This window comes from Aphanizomenon flos-aquae FACHB-1287, from assembly GCF_014698755.1.
In the GTDB taxonomy this organism is placed as follows: Bacteria; Cyanobacteriota; Cyanobacteriia; order Cyanobacteriales; family Nostocaceae; genus Dolichospermum; species Dolichospermum flosaquae.
On the sequence record NZ_JACJTO010000020.1, the window covers coordinates 48,638 to 68,482 of the forward strand.

24 protein-coding genes and 1 pseudogene are annotated in these 19,845 nt (G+C 36.7%); 15 read left to right on the top strand and 10 right to left on the bottom strand.

What is annotated here, in order from left to right; genetic code table 11:
* Positions 1-116: 116 nt before the first annotated feature.
* The 5 genes from H6G44_RS11275 to H6G44_RS11295 all read left to right on the top strand — a co-directional run bounded on the left by H6G44_RS11275 (position 117) and on the right by H6G44_RS11295 (position 4,105).
* Positions 117-410 carry an NAD(P) transhydrogenase subunit alpha gene (locus H6G44_RS11275; protein WP_015081070.1) on the top strand — a complete coding sequence of 98 codons (294 nt, stop codon included), beginning with the start codon at positions 117-119 and terminating at the stop codon, positions 408-410.
* A complete protein-coding gene (locus tag H6G44_RS11280; protein ID WP_190386676.1) occupies positions 407-1,810 on the top strand; it encodes an NAD(P)(+) transhydrogenase (Re/Si-specific) subunit beta in 1,404 nt (467 codons plus the stop codon). The genes H6G44_RS11275 and H6G44_RS11280 overlap by 4 nt, the downstream gene beginning before the upstream one ends.
* Positions 1,811-2,045: 235 nt before the next feature.
* Positions 2,046-3,566, top strand: a complete 1,521-nt coding sequence (locus H6G44_RS11285) for a phospholipase D-like domain-containing protein (RefSeq protein WP_190386675.1) — start codon at positions 2,046-2,048, stop codon at positions 3,564-3,566.
* A 129-nt stretch (positions 3,567-3,695) separates the two neighbouring features.
* Positions 3,696-3,902 (top strand): hypothetical protein, encoded by a 207-nt coding sequence (locus H6G44_RS11290; RefSeq protein ID WP_190386674.1) that lies wholly within the window; start codon positions 3,696-3,698, stop codon positions 3,900-3,902.
* A gap of 38 nt (positions 3,903-3,940) precedes the next feature.
* Positions 3,941-4,105, top strand: coding sequence for a hypothetical protein (locus tag H6G44_RS11295; RefSeq protein WP_190484333.1), 165 nt, complete (start codon positions 3,941-3,943; stop codon positions 4,103-4,105).
* Between the two features lie 109 nt (positions 4,106-4,214).
* Here the strand turns inward: H6G44_RS11295 and H6G44_RS11300 are convergent, their stop codons facing one another.
* From H6G44_RS11300 to mazE, 6 genes and pseudogenes are all read right to left on the bottom strand, one after another.
* Positions 4,215-4,535, bottom strand: coding sequence for a type II toxin-antitoxin system RelE/ParE family toxin (locus H6G44_RS11300; protein ID WP_039203371.1), 321 nt, complete (start codon positions 4,533-4,535; stop codon positions 4,215-4,217).
* A 5-nt stretch (positions 4,536-4,540) separates the two neighbouring features.
* Positions 4,541-4,789, bottom strand: coding sequence for a ribbon-helix-helix domain-containing protein (locus H6G44_RS11305; protein WP_027401323.1), 249 nt, complete (start codon positions 4,787-4,789; stop codon positions 4,541-4,543).
* A 439-nt stretch (positions 4,790-5,228) separates the two neighbouring features.
* Entirely contained in the window at positions 5,229-5,570 is a 342-nt protein-coding gene (locus H6G44_RS11310) for a XisI protein (protein WP_190386671.1), read from the bottom strand.
* Positions 5,558-5,974 (bottom strand): annotated as a pseudogene (locus H6G44_RS11315) (XisH family protein). The gene H6G44_RS11310 and the pseudogene H6G44_RS11315 overlap by 13 nt, the downstream one beginning before the upstream one ends.
* 325 nt (positions 5,975-6,299) lie before the next feature.
* The gene (locus H6G44_RS11320) at positions 6,300-6,659 is read right to left on the bottom strand and encodes a type II toxin-antitoxin system PemK/MazF family toxin (RefSeq protein WP_190386670.1); all 360 of its coding nucleotides are present in this window, start codon (positions 6,657-6,659) and stop codon (positions 6,300-6,302) included.
* A complete protein-coding gene (mazE, locus tag H6G44_RS11325) occupies positions 6,646-6,876 on the bottom strand; it encodes a type II toxin-antitoxin system MazE family antitoxin (RefSeq protein WP_190386669.1) in 231 nt (76 codons plus the stop codon). Before mazE ends, H6G44_RS11320 begins: the two co-directional genes overlap by 14 nt.
* 380 nt (positions 6,877-7,256) lie before the next feature.
* On the opposite strand from mazE, the gene H6G44_RS11330 reads away from it, so the two are divergent.
* From H6G44_RS11330 to H6G44_RS11340, 3 genes are read left to right on the top strand one after another with little or no spacing between them, the layout of a single operon-like run.
* Positions 7,257-7,916 carry a DUF488 domain-containing protein gene (locus tag H6G44_RS11330; RefSeq protein ID WP_190386668.1) on the top strand — a complete coding sequence of 220 codons (660 nt, stop codon included), beginning with the start codon at positions 7,257-7,259 and terminating at the stop codon, positions 7,914-7,916.
* A complete protein-coding gene (locus H6G44_RS11335) occupies positions 7,909-8,355 on the top strand; it encodes a DUF488 domain-containing protein (protein ID WP_190386667.1) in 447 nt (148 codons plus the stop codon). Before H6G44_RS11330 ends, H6G44_RS11335 begins: the two co-directional genes overlap by 8 nt.
* Complete coding sequence (locus H6G44_RS11340) at positions 8,343-9,008, top strand: dual OB domain-containing protein (RefSeq protein WP_190386666.1); 666 nt, start codon at positions 8,343-8,345, stop codon at positions 9,006-9,008. The genes H6G44_RS11335 and H6G44_RS11340 overlap by 13 nt, the downstream gene beginning before the upstream one ends.
* A 133-nt stretch (positions 9,009-9,141) precedes the next feature.
* On the opposite strand, the gene H6G44_RS11345 is transcribed toward H6G44_RS11340, so the two are convergent.
* Genes H6G44_RS11345 through H6G44_RS11355 form a run of 3 tightly spaced genes read right to left on the bottom strand, consistent with a single transcriptional unit; the run spans position 9,142 to position 9,728 of the window.
* A complete protein-coding gene (locus tag H6G44_RS11345; RefSeq protein WP_148764502.1) occupies positions 9,142-9,351 on the bottom strand; it encodes a type II toxin-antitoxin system HicA family toxin in 210 nt (69 codons plus the stop codon).
* Complete coding sequence (locus H6G44_RS11350) at positions 9,348-9,548, bottom strand: type II toxin-antitoxin system HicB family antitoxin (protein WP_015081078.1); 201 nt, start codon at positions 9,546-9,548, stop codon at positions 9,348-9,350. The genes H6G44_RS11345 and H6G44_RS11350 overlap by 4 nt, the downstream gene beginning before the upstream one ends.
* Positions 9,549-9,563: 15 nt before the next feature.
* Positions 9,564-9,728, bottom strand: coding sequence for a hypothetical protein (locus H6G44_RS11355; RefSeq protein WP_190386665.1), 165 nt, complete (start codon positions 9,726-9,728; stop codon positions 9,564-9,566).
* Positions 9,729-9,809: 81 nt separating this feature from the next.
* Between H6G44_RS11355 and H6G44_RS11360 the strand changes: the two genes are divergently transcribed.
* The 6 genes from H6G44_RS11360 (at position 9,810) to H6G44_RS11385 (ending at position 14,793) form a co-directional block, all read left to right on the top strand.
* On the top strand, positions 9,810-10,061 hold the full coding sequence (locus tag H6G44_RS11360; RefSeq protein ID WP_039203368.1) for a type II toxin-antitoxin system Phd/YefM family antitoxin: 252 nt from the start codon (positions 9,810-9,812) through the stop codon (positions 10,059-10,061).
* Positions 10,054-10,314 (top strand): type II toxin-antitoxin system RelE family toxin, encoded by a 261-nt coding sequence (locus H6G44_RS11365; protein ID WP_190386664.1) that lies wholly within the window; start codon positions 10,054-10,056, stop codon positions 10,312-10,314. Before H6G44_RS11360 ends, H6G44_RS11365 begins: the two co-directional genes overlap by 8 nt.
* Before the next feature lie 458 nt (positions 10,315-10,772).
* Positions 10,773-12,068 carry a DUF4255 domain-containing protein gene (locus tag H6G44_RS11370; RefSeq protein ID WP_190386663.1) on the top strand — a complete coding sequence of 432 codons (1,296 nt, stop codon included), beginning with the start codon at positions 10,773-10,775 and terminating at the stop codon, positions 12,066-12,068.
* Between the two features lie 25 nt (positions 12,069-12,093).
* Positions 12,094-12,321, top strand: coding sequence for a hypothetical protein (locus tag H6G44_RS11375; protein WP_199291800.1), 228 nt, complete (start codon positions 12,094-12,096; stop codon positions 12,319-12,321).
* A complete protein-coding gene (locus H6G44_RS11380) occupies positions 12,322-14,334 on the top strand; it encodes an ATP-binding protein (protein ID WP_190386662.1) in 2,013 nt (670 codons plus the stop codon).
* An 84-nt stretch (positions 14,335-14,418) separates the two neighbouring features.
* Positions 14,419-14,793, top strand: a complete 375-nt coding sequence (locus tag H6G44_RS11385; RefSeq protein WP_242031723.1) for a helix-turn-helix domain-containing protein — start codon at positions 14,419-14,421, stop codon at positions 14,791-14,793.
* A gap of 191 nt (positions 14,794-14,984) precedes the next feature.
* On the opposite strand, the gene H6G44_RS20640 is transcribed toward H6G44_RS11385, so the two are convergent.
* Entirely contained in the window at positions 14,985-17,252 is a 2,268-nt protein-coding gene (locus H6G44_RS20640; RefSeq protein ID WP_190386661.1) for a substrate-binding domain-containing protein, read from the bottom strand.
* A 535-nt stretch (positions 17,253-17,787) separates the two neighbouring features.
* Here H6G44_RS20640 and H6G44_RS11395 point away from each other — a divergent pair.
* Positions 17,788-19,497: a tetratricopeptide repeat protein gene (locus H6G44_RS11395; RefSeq protein ID WP_190386660.1), complete on the top strand. Its 1,710-nt coding sequence runs from the start codon at positions 17,788-17,790 to the stop codon at positions 19,495-19,497.
* The last annotated feature ends 348 nt before the right edge of the window (positions 19,498-19,845 follow it).

Sequence of the window (19,845 nt, forward strand, 5' to 3'; positions counted from 1 at the left end):
CCGCAGAGGCACAGAGTTCACAGAGAAATGAGTGCTTGAGGGATATTTTCCATGATTGTTGTAAATCTTCTCTCTGCGCCTCTGCGTGAGCTAAAAATCCAAAATCCAAAATTAACATGACACAAGCATTACTTCCGGCTTTATTTGTACTCGTCTTAGCCTCTTTTATTGGCTTTGAAGTGATTAACAAAATTCCCCCTACGTTACACACTCCGTTAATGTCTGGTTCAAATGCCATTTCCGGGATTTCGGTAATTGGTGCAATTCTGGCTGCGGGGGAGAAAAACACGAATTTATCGGTAATTCTCGGTTTAATTGCCGTAATTTTGGCAATGGTGAATGTTGTCGGTGGTTTTTTAGTCACTGACAGAATGCTACAAATGTTTAAAAAAAAGGAAGTTAAAGCATGAGCGACTTTTTACCAACTGGGATTCAGCTAACTTATTTAGTCGCTGCGTCATTATTTATCTTAGGTTTGAAAAAGCTGGGTTCTCCCGCTAGTGCTAGAAATGGTAATCTTGTCGCTGCGGTGGGAATGCTATTAGCTATTGTCGCTACGTTGCTAGATCAACAAGTATTAAATTATGAGATGATTTTGGTAGGCTTGGCCATTGGTTCGGTAATTGGTACTGTGATTGCTTACAAAGTGCAAATGACAGAAATGCCGCAAATGGTGGGTTTACTAAATGGTTTAGGCGGCGCTTCTTCCGCATTAATTGCTGTTGCTGAATTTTGGCGGTTATTAGATAGTTCACAGCCTATCCCCCTCGATGTCAACATTTCCATGCTATTGGATGTGTTAATTGGTGGTGTGACTTTAACAGGTAGTTTTCTCGCTTTTGCCAAATTGCAAGGTTTAATCAGCGGTACACCGATTACTTTCCCGTTACAGCAACCTTTTAACCTGTTGCTGTTGGGTTCTTATCTGGCTGGAAGTGCCTATTTAATTATAACACCCGATAGCCTCCCCGTATTTTTAGGGGTGGTGGCTGTTTCTTTGGTCTTGGGTGTAATGTTCGTCCTCCCCATTGGTGGGGGTGATATGCCGGTGGTAATCTCTCTGTTAAACTCCCTCTCCGGTGTGGCTGCTGCTGCGGCTGGGTTTGTGGTGATGAACAATATGTTAATCATCGCCGGTGCTTTGGTGGGGGCTTCTGGTCTTATCCTGACGGAAATTATGTGTAAGGCTATGAACCGTTCTTTGTTCAGTGTCTTATTTAGTGCTTTTGGTTCTGTCTCTACTTCTAGTGGTGGTGCGGCTGCTGGTGCTAGTGATCAACCTGTTCGCAGTATTGATGCGGAAGAAGGGGCGATGATGTTGGGTTATGCCCGTTCTGTGGTGATTGTGCCAGGATACGGTATGGCGGTTGCTCAAGCACAGCATAGCGTCCGGGAGTTGGCTGATCAATTAGAGCGCATGGGTGTGGATGTGAAATATGCGATACATCCGGTTGCGGGGAGAATGCCGGGACACATGAATGTATTATTGGCGGAAGCTAATGTGGCTTATACGCAGTTATATGATATGGAGGATATTAATCCCCAGTTTGAACAGGCTGATGTGGCGTTGGTGATTGGTGCTAATGATGTGGTCAATCCGGCGGCGCGTAGTGATAAGAATAGTCCTATTTATGGGATGCCGATTTTGGAGGTTGATCGCGCAAAGCAAACTATTGTGATTAAGCGCGGTATGAGTGCTGGTTTTGCTGGTGTTGATAATGAGTTGTTTTATAAGGCTAAAACGACGATGTTGTTTGGTAGCGCTAAGGATATGGTGGCTAAGTTGGTTAGTGAGGTGAAGCAACTTTAAGATAAGTTTAGGGGGTGTAGTTTGTTGCTATACCCCTTTTTTTCTCTCGCAGAGACGCAGAGGCGCGGAGAGGTTTGTTTCGCGCAAAGACGCTAAGGAGCAAAGACGCAAAGATAAAAAATATTAAATTTTATTCAGTAACTCTTTTACTTAATGTAGTCTGAATGTTAAATTTATAATTGGTATTATTAAGGATACTTTAAAAACACAAAATTATGGGGGTAATTAGCCTGAGATGGAAGACAAACATAATAGTAATAACAATTCAAATAAGCCACAAACCAATACAAATAAACAGTCATTGGAATGGAGAGAGATAAAGAAATTACAGGATAATTTTGAAAAACTGAACAATTCTTATTCTCAATTATTAGCAGAAAAACAAAGTTTAGACGAGAGATTTGGTAAAATAGAAGAATACTTGTCTAGATTGAATGAGTCGCTAACTGGAATTGCTAAAATAGATGATTTAAAGCAACTGTCATCACAAATATCGGCAGGAAATATAAATCATGAAAATAGTAAATCAAGTTATGAATATAAATTGCTGTTTAATCGGGTAGCTAGTCGAGCAGTTTTAGAACAAGCTTTAAACACAGCGGAAAAGCGATTAATAATGGCTTGTCCTTGGTTAACAACATGGGCAACAGACATTGCTAAATTTGAATTTATTTTAAGTAAAGGTGTACGTATTGATATTGGATGGGGAAGTTTAGAAGATTTAGCACAAGAACAAACTGATAACATTATTTGGTATGGAGCTTTACCTCAACTACAACAACTCCAAGAACAATATCCTGATTTACTACACATGAAAGAATTAGGTACTCATGAGAAGTTTTTAGTATGTGATGAATCTTTTGCAATGTTAGGAAGTCATAACTTTCTCACATCTGGTTCATCCAGTCCAGAGTTTGAAGTAGGAATTTTTACTAAAGATCCGAATATTATTGATCAATTAATTGAACATTTTGATACATCTATCTTTGATAAACAGGCAGCTATTGAGTATTTAAATCGTGAGTATTCAACTTATGGTTCTGCTGAAAGACCTATAGAAATTAGTGTCTTAAATAGAAGTATAAGCAGACTTAAAAATGAAACTGTTCTGCAAGCTGGAGAGGATATAATTATTGAACCTATTAGCAATGAAGAGCATATCTATAATACAATTAATGATGATTGTGTATCAGAAGATATTGTAGTTCATTTGAATTGGAAGCACAACCCTTCGTTAGTTTCACGTTATCCAAAATACAGAGAGCCGATAGACCTTGACCTATGCTGCTTATATGAATTAGAAACAGGAGAAAAAAATGCGATTCAGGCTTTAGGCAGCCATTTCGGAAATTATGATGAATCTCCATATATTCTATTAAATGGAGATGACCGTACAGGAAATGACTTACCTGAAGGAGAAAGTTTAAAAATTAATAGTAGTAAAATTGATAAATTCAAACGAATTTTGATTTATACTTTTATTTATAATGGAGTAGCTAATTGGTCAGAAATAGACGCTATTTTAACTATTAAACAAGTATACAGTCCACCTATTATAGTAAAATTGGATAATCCTAATGATAATCAAACTATATGTGCTATTGCCTTATTAACAAGAATAAATAACACTTTTAAAATTAGTAACAAAATCCAATATTTTTCAGATTCAGTAGAGATGGATAGATATTTTAATTGGGGGATAAACTGGGGTCCTCCTGAGTATAAACGCCGACAGTTTCCACGCCCACAAAGATAATGTAGGTGATACAGCACTTCCCGGTGTTATGAGGTACACCATTAGCGGGCAAGATGCCCGCACTACAAGAGTTTCATGATTCAACTTTGTACCTCATAAGAGCGGAAACCGCTGTATTTACAGTCCGCTATGCTAAACCTCTCATCTTTCTTTGCAGCTTTGCGTGAGATAAAAAGCGATGTTAGGTATTTTCGGAGTGCGATCGCTGTTTGGGAGTTGAGGGGGTGCGATCTCTGTTTGGGGAAGTTGAGGGAGTGCGATCGCTGTTTGGGAAGTGGAGGGAGTGCGATCGCTGTTTGGGGGGTTGGAGGGGTGCGATCGCTTTTGGGAGGTTGAGGGAGTGCGATCGCTGTTTGGGGAGTTGAGGGGATGCGATGGCTATTTGGGAAGTTGGAGGGATGCGATCGCTATTTGGAAAGTTGAGGGGATGCGATCGCTGTTTGGGAAGTTGGAGGGATGCGATCGCTATTTGGGAAGTTGAAGGGATGCGATCGCTGTTTGGGAAGTTGAGGGGATGCGATCGCTATTTGGGAGGTTGAGGGGGTGCGATCGCTCTTTGGGGAGTTGAGGGGGTGCGATCGCTGTTTGGGGAGTTGAAGGGTGCGATAGCGAAGCGCGACCTAGGAATCGCATAGCTGATGACTATAGCTATTCTTCTTCTGCTAAAATCTGTGAAATATCCCGTGCAGAATGAATTAACCGAACAATTTCAATATACTCATCCCCTTCTAAATAAAAAATTAGATGCTTTTCAAATCCTCTAACTCCCCACTTCCGCAAACCAACTAAACGCGGATTTTTAACATTATAAACACTACCAATACCAGGTAGTCGTGCTAATTGTGAAAAAGTCTGCCTCGTAGCATCAAAAAAACTCAATGCTGCATCAAAATTACTGTCAGCAATATAAGCAAACTGTTCATCAAGGTCAACACTAGCCTTTGGTCTAATTACAATTCGTCTAGTCATTGCTATTACTTGCGGAGTCTCTCTAGAAGCTGAGTGCGTTTTTGTTGCCACCACTCATCCGTAATTTCAATCGCTTCACCACTATCTAAGCCTTCTAATAGCAATGTTTCTATTCGGGATTGTGCCACTTTTTCTAAATCTTGACGAATCAAATGTCGAATATATTCGCTTGTGGTACTGTAGCCACATTTTGCAACCTGTTCATTGATAAAGTCCCGCATGGAATCGGGAAGAGAAATATTTACTGTAGTCATAGCTAATAAGTCTTTATATTTCTGATTCTTTAATTATGGCAAATATTGTCAATTTTTGTCAAATGTTTTGTAGGGATGTGGGTGCGTAAGCGTTGCGCTGCTGCAAGCAGTTCTCTGTTTGGGAAGTTGAGGGGATGCGATAGCGAAGCGCTGCTGCAAGCAGTTCGCTATTTGGGAGGTTGGGGGAGTGCGATAGCGTTGCGCTGCTGCAAGCAGTTCGCTGTTTGGGGGGTTGGGGGAGTGCGATAGCGAAGCGCTGCTGCAAGCAGTTCGCTGTTTGGGAAGTTAGAGGGAGTGCGATAGCGTTGCGCTGCTGCAAGCAGTTCGCTGTTTGGGAAGTTGGAGGAAGTGCGATAGCGAAGCGCTGCTGCAAGCAGTTCGCTTTTGGGAAGTTGAGGGAGTGCGATAGCGAAGCGCGACCTAGGAATCGCTATAACATTTAAGCAGTAGCGAATGCAGTATATTTCCTTTCTTCAGGAGGATGAAAAGCTAAGACAATATCAAGATTAGAAATACCTAACTTCATTAATTCATTAGCTATTCCTTCCTCAGTCCAATCTTCTTCAATCCAAATTTTATCATTTTTAATTCTGATATTAACTTGGATATTATTTGTTCTTTTTTTGCCATACCAACCCAAAAACCCCCAAATATAGTGATGATGATTATCATCAAAAATCAAACAACTTTCATCAGTTAAATTTGCCGCACCAGAAACCCAATTATGATATTCTGTGAGAACTTGTTTAATTGCTATTTGATATTGCTCTAGTTTATCCATTGTAATATCTCCTCCTTTTCGACATTAACTACAATCATCAAAATTTGATTTAATTCGACAATCTCTTTGATTGAATCTCTAGTAAAAAAGTTTTCGTATGTACTTTCTTTAATAGCCAAATAAATTATATATTCTGGTTCTGTGAGGTTAATTAAATTACGATATAAAATATATTGCCCTAAAGCTAGTTCAAAATCTCTCATGGGAGAAGGACTAAGAAAACTCTTGATTTCAACAACTATTTTTCGTCCATTTTGTTCTGCTGCAATCGGTTTTTCTGCGGATAAATCGGCAAATTATTCAGCATCTTTATATTTAATTTTATACGGATCAGCCGTAATTGTCCAACCATCGTTAATTAAAGCGTTTTTAACAGCATCGTGGTAAATATCTTTTGCTGGCATTGTTTTCTTGATAATATTTAGTAAACACGAATTAATCTTAACAGTACAATTATATCCACAAGTGTTGAATGTTAAGATTTTGAGGATTGTGTCCAAGTTGTGCATTGGTATTGGTGATACCAAATTTGGTCAATTAATGACTCTATTCTCAATAGACAATGGATTTTACCTGGGTAAAACGCAAAGATTGTAAAGTTTTATTGCAGGATTCAACACTTGTGAATTATATCATATACTCAGGCGTTAGCGTAGCTCACTAAAGGAATCGCTGTTTGGGAGTTGAAGGGTGCGATAGCGAAGCGCTGCTGCAAGCAGTTCGCTCAAGTTAAACCCCAAAACCCAAAACCACATCCAAAGCAGTACGAATTTCTTCCCAATATTCAACTTCTAAAATCCCCACCAACCCTAAAACCCGACGATAATCAACAGAACGAATTTGAGCAACATCAATAAAACGATCTTCATCTAATCCATTAGTTGCTGTTGCTTTGATATTGACAATATAGGGAGCTTGCTTACTTCCTGGTCGAAATGGCATCACAATTGTTAATAATCCATATTGATTCATAATATCATTTTGAACTATCAAACAAGCACGGATTTTTTGTGCTTCTGCTCCCACCGTTGGATCAAGATTTACCCAGCGAATTTCACCCCGTTTATAAGTTAAATTACCCTCTGGCATTAATACCATCTCCAGCTACATTATCCCAATCAGAAATCTCATTTTGATATTCTAAATCTTTGGCATCTTCTTGGAGAGCAGCTATTATTTCTGCTTCTAAAATTTTGCGTCTTTGTTCTGCTAATAGTGCATTGATATAGCCACTACGATTACCTTTTGCTTGTTGATCAATAAATCTGAGAATGTCTTCTTCTAAAGTAATTGTGACTTTCATCATTATGTATGACTCATTCATCTTACCAATTAATCATACCACTTTTTTGACATTGCGTGAGGTAAAAAGAGATTTTGAGGGGTTGAGATCGCTGTTTGGGAGTTGAAGGGGTGCGATAGCGAAGCGCTGCTGTAAGCAGTTCGCTTTTGGGGAAGTTGAGGGGGTGCAATCGCTTTTGGGGGAAGTTGAAGGGGTGCGATCGCGTAGCTTACCGTAGGTATCGCAGTTTGGGAGGTTAGTTAGTGATGTGAAGGAACTTTAGGTTATAGTTAGGAGTTAAGGGTATATCATTGCTATGCCCTTAACCACCGAGAGGAGCAGAGAGTTTTGTTTCTTACGATATCTCTTAGAGGACTCCACAAAAAAGATGATCTTATAACTATATGAAACTGCTTACCATTGGTCATTCAAATCATAGTATAGAAACTTTTATTGAGCTTTTGCTGGAGCATAATGTTACAGCATTGGCAGACGTGCGATCACATCCCTACAGCCGTTACTTACCCCATTTTAACCGCGTTCAACTGAAAAATTCACTTAAAAGCGCAAAAATCAACTATGTATTTTTAGGACAAGAACTAGGTGCTAGACCAAAAAACCAAGAATGTTATATTGATGGTAAAGCTATATATGAAAAAATTGCTGCTACTGAATTATTTGCAGAAGGAATTAAACGTGTAATTAAGGGTTTAAAAAATTATAGAGTTGCTCTTATGTGTGCGGAAAAAGATCCCATTGTTTGCCATCGTGCGATTTTAGTTTGTCAACATTTACGAAATGAGCGTGATTTAGAAATCAATCATATTAAAAGTAATGGTGACTTAGAATCGCATTATAAACTTGAAGACAGATTATTGGCTAGACATGGTTTAAACCAATTAGCTCTTGTAGCAGCATCAGTGCAATTATCTCTCTTTGCTGATAATTCACAAAATCATCAACCTTCTAAACCACTTTCAAGGGAAGAGTCTATAAAAGAGGCTTACAGATTGCAAAGTGATGAAGTTGCTTATGTAGAAAAAATAGGAAATGAATATGAGTAGTTATGTTGACTTATTTACAATTGGCTTTACCCAAAAAACTGCCCAAAAATTTTTTGATACTCTTGTTAAATCTGGCGTTAAGCGGGTTATTGATACCCGACTAAATAATGTCTCTCAATTAGCAGGATTTACAAAAAAAACCGACTTAGAATATTTTCTTAAAAAGATAGGTAATATTGAATATATTCATATTCTTGAACTAGCACCAACTAAAGATATTTTAGATGAATATAAAAAAAATAAAGGCGACTGGTCAGTTTATGAGCAGAAATTTCTTCATCTCATGACAGAAAGGGAAATTGAAAAAAAAGTTAGACCAGAACTATTAGATGGTGGATGTCTTTTGTGTAGCGAGGCTAAACCCCATTACTGTCATCGCCGATTAGTGGCAGAATATTTAAGTACCAAGTGGGGGAATGTCAAAATATGTCATCTGTAAAGAACAAGAAAATTATCTGTCTTGCAAATTCAAAGAAAAACGGAGAACGTTGCATTGCTGGAATTGATTTGGATACTGGTGATTGGATTCGTCCTGTCTGTGGCCAACGTCCTTATGATAATGATGGCCGAGTACCAAGAAATATTCGACTCGTGGAGGGAAGAGAACCAGCATTATTAGACATTTTAGAGATTCCACTAGCAGACACAGGTGAAAACTTTGGGTTTGAAAGCGAAAATCTTACTATCTTACCGGGAAAATGGCAACTCGTAGGTAAAGCAAAACCAGAAGATTTGTTTCAATATTGTAGTAACAATTCTTATATTCTTCATAATCCAATTAAATATGTAAACCCATCTTATCTAAACTCTCTACCTTTTGAACAAAGAAGTACATTACAACTGATTCATGTTATTAATTTTTCTGTAGAACCTAACGGAGAAAAACAATGGAGAGGTACATTAGAAACTGCTTATGGTCAAAGGTTAACAGACGCTAAAATCACTGATCCTATATTTATTGAAAGACTGGAAGCGGAATATGAAATCACAGATGATTATTATTTTGTGACAGTTAGTTTGGGTATGCCTTGGAAGCACAATGATTGGGAAGGAGAAGCTCCTTGCTGGAAACTAATAGCAGGTGTAATATAATACTTTTCTTTCTTGTCTTTTCTTTCTTATAAAGTAGAATAGCGATCGCTGTTTGGGGGGTTAAAGGGAGTGCGATAGCGAAGCGCGACCTAGGAATAGCTGTTTAGGGATTTGAAAGGATGCGATAGCGAAATTAATCTAAATCTTCCTCAGTCAAACCAGCATCTTTCAAAATACTTCTGAGTGTACCAGTAGGTAAATCACGATTACCATGAACAGGTATAGAAAGAATCACACTCATACCTTCCTTAACATAGATATGATGACTACCTGTAATCCTTTTTAGATTCCATCCATAGCGTTCAACAATCTTACAAAGAAATTTACCAGAAACCGATTTCATAAAGATAACTCAATTAACTGTTTTTCTGGCTCAATTTCTTCTTGCTGACTAGCAACTTCTAACCAACCTTGAACAGCATCTTTCAACATTTCTAATAAATGTTCATAACTTTCACCCCAGGTATGACATCCTGGTAAAGCTGGTACAGAACCACACCAGACACCGTCTTCTTCCCAAATAATTGCTTTTATTTTCATAGCCAATTCCTTGAACTAAGGATATTTTACCGCAGAGGCAGTCAGATGTACCAGTTTAATAAAGATGAATAATCGCTTTTGGGGAGGTTGGGGAGGTTGAGGAGTGCGATAGCGAAGCGCTGCTGCAAGCAGTTCGCTATTTGGGAGGTTGAAGGGTGCGATCGCTCCACTATTGCTCAAAAACTTAAATTTTGTACAATTTGCAAAAAACAGACAAATAATCTATAATGTTATGTAACCCTATAAATTTTGTGAGACGCTATGTCTGTCATCAGTGCAAGTGAAGCGCGTGCTAATTTTCCCGATATTATGAACCGTGCAGAATATCGTGGAGAAAGAATTTTAATTCAGCGTCATGGTAAAGCTGCGGTAGCGATAATTAGCATTGAAGATTTAAAACTATTAGAAGCAATGGAAGATGCAATTGATTCTGCTAAATTGAGACGTGCAATTGAAGAAAATGAAGGATTTACCACCATAGAAGAAATCATCGCCAAATATCCCAATGAGTGAACGTTATACATTGAGGATTGCTAGAACTGCGGAAAAAGACTTATTAGACTTACAACCAAAACAATATAAACAAGTTGTATCAAAAATACTCTCACTTCAAGGTAATCCTCGTCCTCAAGACTATGCAGCTTTAAAAGGTTATCAAGGTGGTTATCGTATTGATCAGGGTGAATACAGAATTTTGTACACCATTGATGATGATAATAAATTAGTTGCTGTTTTTCGGGTTGGTAAACGTAATAGCGCGGCCTAGGAATCGCTCACCTTTATCTTAAAATGGAATCCATTCCCACTTATCTATCCATTCTTCCGCTTTTGTAGCTTCCCAAGCAAACACAAGCTCCTGTACTGTTTTTACTATTGGTATTTAGGGACACAACAAAATAAACCCCAAATATGACCACCTTCTCCCCAATCTGCTTCTAATTGCTGTATTCGGAAAATGACAAAAGAGGGATATTACAATTCATGATACTCATTGGGGTATTGAAACCTTTGATTGTGTTATAAAATGAGTATGTAAAATTCGTCAGCTTGTTAAAGATACCTATGATCAAATTGTTTACCTCAAGCTTTTGTGAAATTGGAGTTTACACACGCTGAAAAAATAATTAGTAATTTGTATAAAGTACACAGAAATCATGGATAATGTTTTTTGTTAATGCGTAAGCCCTAGAAACTTAATGTATACAATTATAGCAGTTAACTAACGTGAGTAACTATCTAGCTATTGCGACTGTAACCGCAGTTCTCCAAAGAATTGTTCAAAACTCTCTCCAATTTGATGTACAAGGTGCGAGAGTGACAACTTTAAAACCCATTAATTTAAGTAGTGGTCCATCGGAACTAGGTGTAAATATTTTTCTTTATCAGGTACTGAGCAATCCGGCTCTAAATAATATTGATGCCACTCCTATGCGTTCTAGAGCTAACCCCAATAAACGCCAGACTGCACTAGACTTATATTATATGTTGAGTTTTTATGGTAATGATGTTGAGTTAGAACCCCAGCGTATATTAGGTAGCGTTTTGAGGACTCTCAATGATCAGAGCATTATTACCTCAGAGATGATTCAGCAAACATTAGCTAATTCAAATTTCCCATTTTTGAGCGATTCTAATCTAGGAGATCAAGTTCAACAAATCAATATTTCATTAAATGACCTCAGTTTAGATGATCTCTCAAAAGTCTGGTCAACATTTTTCCAAACTCCCTATGTACTTTCGGTTGTTTATAAAGTTCTGATAGTTTTAATTGATGGTCAGGAATCATCACAACGAGCATTACCTGTCCGTCGTGCAGGTTTTGGTGGTGTAGCTTCATTTCCTTATCAACCAGTAGTTGAACAGGTAGTTTCTCAGTTAGGCCATTTAGATCCCATATTAACAAATAGTACACTACAAATTAGGGGTAGAAATTTTAAATGTGATGCCATAAAAGTGCGGATTGGAGAAGTAGAAATCACTCCTACAGAAGTTAATGACAAGCAAATACTCCTACCTTTGCAAATAATTTCTCCTGAATCTTTGCGCTGTGGTGTCCAAAGTTTACAGGTAATTCATCATATTTCTATCAACATAAATTCAACAGCAGAGAATTTGGCTGTACAACCACCTAACTATCATAATATTGAGTCAAATGTTTTTCCATTTGTTTTGCACCCAACTATCTCATCAGATATAATAGTTGCAGATATCGAAGAAAATAGTGATGGTTCTTACTCTGCTAAAGTAATAGTGCAGGTAAATTTAACTGTTGGTATCAGACAACGTGTGATTTTAGCACTAAATGAGATGACATCAGAAAACCCTGCATCTTATTTATTTGAGGCTGCTAAACGTCAATCAGATGGGAATGTAATAACTATTCCAATTGATCGGATCAAAGCTGGGGAATATCTGCTAAGGTTAATAGTGGATGGAGCAGAAAGTCAATTAAATATTGATACTCGTGAAGATAGTCCAACTTTTAACTATTATATTAGTCCAAAATTGATAATTTATTAATCAGTATGAGGAGTTGTAAAAACTTATGGTGCATGAACAATTTGCTGAAGAACCTCTAAATTTAGAAGTAGAAATAAATAGCTGCAATCAACTTACTAACTTAGCTAATCAAGCAGTCTGTTTGGGGTTGATTTTGGGACATGGATATCATGGTGGAAAATACGAAATTTTGCACTGGAAAAAGGCTTTACTGATGTCAACAGTAGAAGCAGAAAGTTATTTACAAGAATTAATTGAAAACAACGGTGGTTAAATGGCTATATCAACTAATGTAAATACTGATTGGTCTCTAGATAATCAAAACTATTTATTGGAGGCAGTTAACCGGATTAAACTAATATTAGAAGACAGAATTTTCCAAATCCATTCTGATAATAATCAGAATAATCAAGGTGAAAAATTCCACCCTCCTCTAGATTTAAAACCATCAATGATGTCACAGCCATCTACCTTAGAGCAATTATGTAATACTTTTAGATTGTCTAATTTTGAACGTGATTTACTCCTATTGTGTGCGGGCATAGAAATGGATAGAAGCTGGACCACTCTATTTCCGAAAATTACCAGAGATTTACAGATCAACTATCTTTGTTTAAATGTAGCTTTAATTGCGTTACCAGAAGCATTCTGGACAGCAATTACTCCCAATGCAACCTTAAGACATTGGCAGATGATTGAACTAGGAACAGGAACATCATTGACTAATTCTCCATTACGAATTAATGAGCGAATATTACATTATCTATGGGGAATACAGCAAGTAGACCAGCGGTTGTTAGGTATGTTAGAACCTTTACCAACAATTAATAAATTAGCTCCTTCACATCAAAAAATAGCTGATGAAATTGCTGCTGTTTGGCTATCTTCGATTAATCATAATTTCCCTATAATACAATTATCCGGTCAAGAAATAGTTGTTAAAACAGCAATCACTCATGTTGCTTGTACACAGATAGGAATAAATTTACAAGTTATTTCTGTAGAAGCACTTTTGGAAGATATTACTCAACTAAATTTGTTTCAACGTCTGTGGGAAAGAGAAGCTATGTTAAATAATAGTGTATTACTATTAAACTGTAATTCACTAGAAAATGTTGATGCTAACATAGAGAGTAAAATTTCTAGATTTATTGAAACAATTGACTGTCGTTTAATAGTTAGCAGTCGAGAGCGCCGTCGTTCCCGACAACGAAGCCAAATTATTTTTGATATAGAGCCAGCTACAACTAATGAACAGCGATTAATTTGGCAACATACATTGAGCAAACATCAATTGAATCTTAATAGTCATATAGATGTTCTAGTTTCCCACTTTAATCTCAATTATTCTGTGATTGAATCAGTATGTTTACAAGCTAAAAGTTTAGTAAATAAAACTGAAGAAAATTTGAATTTGTCCACATCTACCATTAATAACCCATTATGGAATATATGTCGCCAACAAGCTCGTCTCAATTTAGATGATCTAGCACAAAGAGTGAATTCAGTAGCAGATTGGGATAACTTAATTCTGCCTGAAAAAGAACTAAATACTCTGCGAGAAATTGCTATTCATGTCCGTCAAAGAAGTAAAGTGTATGAGTCTTGGGGATTTATCTCTAAAAGTAAAAGTGGACTGGGTATTAGTGCTTTATTTTCTGGACAAAGTGGTACAGGAAAAACTATGTCAGCAGAGGTACTGGGAAACACTTTAAATTTAGATGTTTATCGAATTGATTTGAGTTCCATTGTGAGTAAATACATTGGTGAAACGGAGAAGAATTTGCACCGTGTTTTTGATGTAGCAGAAGTTGGAGGAGCAATATTACTTTTTGATGAAGCGGATGCTTTATTTGGTAAGCGTTCTGATGTTAAAGATAGTCATGATCGTTATGCCAATATGCAAGTTAGTTATTTATTACAAAAAATAGAATCTTACCGGGGGTTAGCAATTTTAACTACTAATTTAAAAACCTCTATAGACCCGGCTTTTTTACGTAGATTACGGTTTGTTGTCCAGTTTCCCTTTCCAGATATAGCTCAAAGGGAAGAAATTTGGAAACGGATGTTTCCACAAAAAACACCTACAGAAAAATTAGATTTTAAAAAATTATCTAATTTAAATGTTGCTGGAGGTAATATTCGTAATATTGCTATAAATGCTGCTTTTTTGGCGGCTGAAGCCAATGAACCAGTGATGATGAAACATATTCTTCAAGCCGCTAAGAGCGAATATGTGAAGCTAGAAAGACCAATGACCGATAACGAAGTTAGGGGATGGATATAAAATTTGTACGTCAGATTATAGCGTTTCCTAGTCTAATGAAGTAGACTAATTATGATAAAGCTGTGCATCTACTTAATGGTAAAAATGAAAGCATATTCTCTCGACTTTCGCCAAAAAATATTAGATACATATTTGCAAGGTGGAATATCACAACGTCAATTAGCAAAAAGATTTTGTGTAAGTTTAAGTTTTGTGGAAAAATTACTAAAGCAATATAAAGAAACACAAAGTATTGCTCCTAAACTCAGGACAAAACAAACTTCTACCAAGCTAAATTTAGAACAACTTAATATTCTTCAAGAAATAGTTGAAGCTAAGAATGATGCTACTTTATCAGAAATCCGCTTAATTATCGAAGAAAAAACGGGAATAACAATTGGTATATCGACAGTAGATCGGATGTTACGGAAAATGAAAATCCCCCGAAAAAACATGACCCTCTTCGGAGAAAGCAACTAAAACAGTTCAATCGTTAAAAGTAGAATTCTGGCTTCAACTTTAGGAGATATCTCTGGAGCTAAATTAATTTATTTGTCCCCAGATGCGTTGAATATTAGGAAAAGATTAAAAAAGTTCCATAATTTGATATAATCTAAAAAATATAGATAAAAATTATCAAATTACGCGCTTAAATAATTTCCCAGAAGTGTTTACTGATAGCTATTACAAGTAGCTATATCTAATTTTCTCAAAGGAATTAAACCTGTTTCCGATAGTAAACATTGAACTTGAGTAGTTTTCAAAATCTCCGCAAATTTTTCTCCAATTGGCTCTTGACGATTATCTCTTAGATAAATCACAGATAGAGGGTAAGCTAGAGGATAGCGTTGGCTGGTAAACGCCGTTATATTAGGAGCGTAATTTCCCTTATCATTACATAAATCTATTTGTTGAGGGGTTACAGGTTTACCATCTTTTTGAATTAGAGGAGAAACTGGATCATTATTATTGTCAAATAAGGCTAAGGGATAGACTGAACATTCACCATAAACCTTGCTCAAAGAGTCAAACCCAATACTCCCAATGGGGGGATTTTCATTTTCAAAATCTTGAATGACTGCTCTCATTAGCTTAGTGCTTGATAGACTAGTAGCTACTTGTAAACTATCTTCTTGGATAAAATTATTTCCTTTTTGACGAGAAATTAATCTTTCAAAGTTATTAATTAATTCTGGCGTTTTCAGGACACGCTGTTTAAAATTGATTATCGCCTCATTGCTAGATGGAATATATAATTTAATAGGTAGTTGTGGACCTCCTAACTCTTGCCAATTTGTAATTTTACCGGTATATATTTGCTGTAACTGTGTTAGAGATATTTTTCCATTTAAAGCTATAGGTAGACTTTTATCTCTACCTTTTTTGCTGGAAGCAATGAAAATAACTAATCCATCGTATGCAAATTCTTGGTATCCTAATTCAGGATTTTGATCAATGTTAATCAGACTACTTACAGCAAAATTAGCTGCTCCTGTTTTCAGCATAGATACAGGATCTGAGTTAATTAATGGAACACTCTTTAACTGTAGTTTCGGTGATAGTTCCCTGAGTTTATTATTTAAAGATTTCTTCCCTATTAAAAGGTTCTTTTCTGTGATATGATACCAGATACCATTTGGCTTTCCTTCAGATGTATAAATAAAATTACCCAGCGGAATACCAGATATTTTTTTGACGGAATCAATAGATTTATTAGCAGTATTTTTTTGACTTATATCTTTAGTTAAAAACCAAATTAATCCTCCCACACAAGCAGCACTAAAAACACCGATAATCATCCAAAATATTAGTTTTTTTGATTTTTTTAGCGGTTCTTCCTGTGGTTTATTTTGGTTATGTAAAAGGTAGTTATTTTCTAATAAAAAATTAAGATTTGGTAAATTGTGACGAGCAACTTCTGCATTATTAAACTTACCATGAATTAGCTGCAGAATAAATTTCTGAAGATTGGGTTCAACTCCCATACTCCATTCTTGTTCATTTTCGCAGTTTACCTGATCATTTCCTGCTAATAAATAACAGCAAATTTTACCTAAATCTTTTAAATCTTTTTGAAGCCAAAAATCTAGATTGTTTAAATCAGATTCAATAATCTGATGTTCCCATAAAGATAGATCGCACAGGTAAATCAAAAATCCCTGTAAATTGTATGATATCAGTAAACTATCCAAACTCAAATTACCATGGGGTGTCTTCAAACTTTCTAAACCCGAAGGTAAACGAAATTTTTGACCATGGAGAAATTGTAGACTTTGAAGAACTTGATTTAAGACTCCATATACTTCTATGCTACTCATTGCACCAGTTTCCTGGAGATAACTACTAAGAGTTGGAGAATTATAGAGATTATCTGCAAAAACTAAGTAGCAGTATTCTTGATCAACTATTGCTTCCCAAGGAATAATTAAACGGAAGTCTTGACTCCTACCATCTGCTAATTCTATTCCAGAGATGCGTTGAAAAGTATAATGTTGATCATTTGGTAATTCATATTGTTTAATAATAATTGGTTGACGATTCAGTAATTGTACTGCTTGATAAAAAATACCTTTGCCTCTAGCTCCTAAGCAATCTTCTATTTCATACTGACCCCGATTACCTAAAATTTGTTTTTCCTTTGGTAATCTATTTCCCGACTCAATAGATGGAACTTGAGTAATTTCTGCACTTTCGATCTCCGACTGTTTGGTTTTTCCAGTCAATCTATCTTGAATATTTTCAACAGTTGGAGCTTGAATATCCAGTTCTGAGGCAATAAAAGGCAAAAACGACCTAAATTGTGCCGGGACTACACTTAACAAACTGTTGGTGCTATTGGAAAGAAAATTACCTAATCTACCAGATATATCACTGATAGTCCGCTGTTTTATTTCCTGTCCGATTGTTTTTGCTATTTGCTGAGGATTTTTCTTAGCCACAACCATTCCTTAATTCTCAGGTATCAATATCTTCACCAAAATCCTGAACCCTATTGATATTATAAGGATTTTATCGGTTTTTAAACCTATTTTTAGTAAATTGGCGAAGGTGTTGATATATTATATTACTATTGATGATCAAAAACATCGGATACAAGTCCTGTCTTTTTCATCGACTATTGTGGTAAAATTTTGTTTAGTGGTCTTATGGTATTGGGATACTTTAAACGAACCTTGAGGGATGGTTTGACCATTTTGATAACACAACCCACTAAAGCGTTAAGGAATCCTTTCTCATGAAACTAAAAGGAGCTATGTCAGGGACAAAAGAGGGTGATCGCCGTTCTTAATCTAGTGAGGTACAGTAGCGACAATGGGTAAGCCAGCCTTACCGGATGTCCTGATCATGATTTTGTCAAATTTTTTTAGTTCTTGATAGTAAAATATTAAAGGCAGTTAAAACCGCCAGTCACGCTTTGTGAATCAGTTTTAGACTTACTAAGTATATTGTAAAGGTAAATACACAGGAGAATCGATGATGGGAACTAAGGACTGGAAAAGAGATATTGGATTTCCGATTTTTTCCCATTTATCTTCTTTGTTGCTTTTGAGTTTTTACTGTTTAGTTTTGACTGTTTACAGTTCCAAAGCTGCGAAAGCTGAACAAAATTTAAAGGATTTTGATTATTGGGCTTCTTTATGTAGCACTTGGGAAAATGCAGCTAATAACCAGAAATATGAGGAAGCACTGAAAGCCTGTGATAATGCTTTAGGGATTCAACCCAATCAATCAAAACTTTGGCTGGCTCGTGGTAATGTTCTCTTAGTATTTAATAAGTTTCAGGAAGCGATCGCTTCCTATGAACGAGTTGTTACTTTACAACCGAAAAATTCTGAAGGTTGGACACAAAAATGCTTGGCTTTGTCAGAGTCAGGACAATATCCTCAAGCGATAGCTGCTTGTGAAACAGCCTTACGCATAGATGATAATTGGGGTAGAGCCAATGCAGCCGTAGCTTGGAATTATCGTGGTATAGCACAGAGTAAATTTGCCCAGACCGAAGCAGCCCGGTTATCTTTCGATTGGGCTACAAAATTAAATCCAGATTATTCTTTAGCTTGGACAAATCAATGTTTGTCTTTTTACCAAGCTGGTAATTATCAACTAGCATTACGGGCTTGTGATCGCGCTTTGGAAGCCAATCAATTTTGGGGACATTACTCAGCCTCCATTGGCTGGGCTAATCGGGGGAAAGTGACTCAAGCTATGGGCCTATATGATGAATCATTACAAGCCTATAATCGAGCGATCGCTAGTAATCAAAATAATCCCCAGCTTTGGACAGACTATGGTATTATTCTCCACAAATTAGGCAAATATGAACAAGCACAATCTGCCTTTGAAACAGCATTAAAATTAAATCCTAATTACACATTGGCATTAGTCCATCAATGCGCCAATTTCAATCGGATAGGAATGTATAAAGATGCTGCTACCGCTTGCGAAACAGCCTTACAAAAGGGAGATAATAGCTGGGGGAAAGAAGGGGTAGCCCTAGGTTGGAATCAGTACGGTAACGCCCTCACAGGATTAAAAAAATACGAAGAAGCCCTAGCCACTTTAAATCGAGCGATCGCCATCAAACCAGATTACGCTAGTGCTTGGACTAACAGGAGTGTTACCCTTTGGCATCAGGGAAAAAATGATGAAGCCTTAGCATCTAATCAACGGGCCTTAGAATTAGATCCTAATTCTACTCAGGCCTGGTATAACCAAGGTAGAATTTTGACCTCATTATTAGACAGCGAGGAAAATATTATCGCCGCATATAATCGGGCTTTAAAAGGAGATGGTTATGTTGGCGATAATTCCATGTTAGCAGAAATTTGGGTGAATCAAAGTGCAGTATTGTTACGCATGAAACGCTACAAAGATGCAACTGTTGCCGCTGACAATGCCCTAGTATTTAACTCCAAATATCCAGAAGCCTGGTATAATCGAGCTATCGGATTCATGGCTTTACGTGAATATCAAAAAGCTTTAGATAGCTATGGAAGAGCAATCAATATTGATGGTAAAAATGCTAATTTTTGGGCGGGAAAAGGTATTGCCTTGAGGTTTTTACAAAGATATCCAGACTCTTTAGTAGCTTTAAAAAAAGCTTTAGAACTCAACCCTAATCATCCACAAGCATTAATTAACCAAGATATTGTTATGCAAAAAATCCAGCCACCAATTCCTTAGGAATGTAGAGAAACCAAAAAAATAGGATACAAGTCCCCTCTTTCTACAACGGCTTTTGTTGATTTTAACAGAACTTACCCAACTGGCACAAGCGATTTCTAGGTAGTGCTTCGCTATCGCTTATTTTACCGAAAATTCCAGCACAGACCACCCGATAATATTTCCATTGCGGTCAAAGTTTTGATTTATTTCTAAACCATCAGCCTTGATTATATTTCTGGTTTTTAATTGTTCATTATCCCCATAGATATATTTATTTTGCCACTTAGGAGTAAGATATTTTCTCTTCCTGTTGAGAACAAAGATGGGACGGTTTTTACTGAATACCAAAGGAGCAAGTCTGTCAAG

What these genes read in the sequence shown, in the direction of transcription:
- H6G44_RS11275 (WP_015081070.1), top strand. Translation starts at nt 117, where the DNA reads ATGACACAAGCATTACTTCCGGCTTTATTTGTACTCGTCTTAGCCTCT.
- H6G44_RS11280 (WP_190386676.1), top strand. Translation starts at nt 407, where the DNA reads ATGAGCGACTTTTTACCAACTGGGATTCAGCTAACTTATTTAGTCGCT.
- H6G44_RS11285 (WP_190386675.1), top strand. Translation starts at nt 2,046, where the DNA reads ATGGAAGACAAACATAATAGTAATAACAATTCAAATAAGCCACAAACC.
- H6G44_RS11290 (WP_190386674.1), top strand. Translation starts at nt 3,696, where the DNA reads ATGCTAAACCTCTCATCTTTCTTTGCAGCTTTGCGTGAGATAAAAAGC.
- H6G44_RS11295 (WP_190484333.1), top strand. Translation starts at nt 3,941, where the DNA reads ATGGCTATTTGGGAAGTTGGAGGGATGCGATCGCTATTTGGAAAGTTG.
- H6G44_RS11300 (WP_039203371.1), bottom strand. Translation starts at nt 4,535, where the DNA reads ATGACTAGACGAATTGTAATTAGACCAAAGGCTAGTGTTGACCTTGAT.
- H6G44_RS11305 (WP_027401323.1), bottom strand. Translation starts at nt 4,789, where the DNA reads ATGACTACAGTAAATATTTCTCTTCCCGATTCCATGCGGGACTTTATC.
- H6G44_RS11310 (WP_190386671.1), bottom strand. Translation starts at nt 5,570, where the DNA reads ATGGATAAACTAGAGCAATATCAAATAGCAATTAAACAAGTTCTCACA.
- H6G44_RS11320 (WP_190386670.1), bottom strand. Translation starts at nt 6,659, where the DNA reads ATGCCAGAGGGTAATTTAACTTATAAACGGGGTGAAATTCGCTGGGTA.
- mazE (WP_190386669.1), bottom strand. Translation starts at nt 6,876, where the DNA reads ATGATGAAAGTCACAATTACTTTAGAAGAAGACATTCTCAGATTTATT.
- H6G44_RS11330 (WP_190386668.1), top strand. Translation starts at nt 7,257, where the DNA reads ATGAAACTGCTTACCATTGGTCATTCAAATCATAGTATAGAAACTTTT.
- H6G44_RS11335 (WP_190386667.1), top strand. Translation starts at nt 7,909, where the DNA reads ATGAGTAGTTATGTTGACTTATTTACAATTGGCTTTACCCAAAAAACT.
- H6G44_RS11340 (WP_190386666.1), top strand. Translation starts at nt 8,343, where the DNA reads ATGTCATCTGTAAAGAACAAGAAAATTATCTGTCTTGCAAATTCAAAG.
- H6G44_RS11345 (WP_148764502.1), bottom strand. Translation starts at nt 9,351, where the DNA reads ATGAAATCGGTTTCTGGTAAATTTCTTTGTAAGATTGTTGAACGCTAT.
- H6G44_RS11350 (WP_015081078.1), bottom strand. Translation starts at nt 9,548, where the DNA reads ATGAAAATAAAAGCAATTATTTGGGAAGAAGACGGTGTCTGGTGTGGT.
- H6G44_RS11360 (WP_039203368.1), top strand. Translation starts at nt 9,810, where the DNA reads ATGTCTGTCATCAGTGCAAGTGAAGCGCGTGCTAATTTTCCCGATATT.
- H6G44_RS11365 (WP_190386664.1), top strand. Translation starts at nt 10,054, where the DNA reads ATGAGTGAACGTTATACATTGAGGATTGCTAGAACTGCGGAAAAAGAC.
- H6G44_RS11375 (WP_199291800.1), top strand. Translation starts at nt 12,094, where the DNA reads ATGGTGCATGAACAATTTGCTGAAGAACCTCTAAATTTAGAAGTAGAA.
- H6G44_RS11380 (WP_190386662.1), top strand. Translation starts at nt 12,322, where the DNA reads ATGGCTATATCAACTAATGTAAATACTGATTGGTCTCTAGATAATCAA.
- H6G44_RS11385 (WP_242031723.1), top strand. Translation starts at nt 14,419, where the DNA reads ATGAAAGCATATTCTCTCGACTTTCGCCAAAAAATATTAGATACATAT.
- H6G44_RS11395 (WP_190386660.1), top strand. Translation starts at nt 17,788, where the DNA reads ATGATGGGAACTAAGGACTGGAAAAGAGATATTGGATTTCCGATTTTT.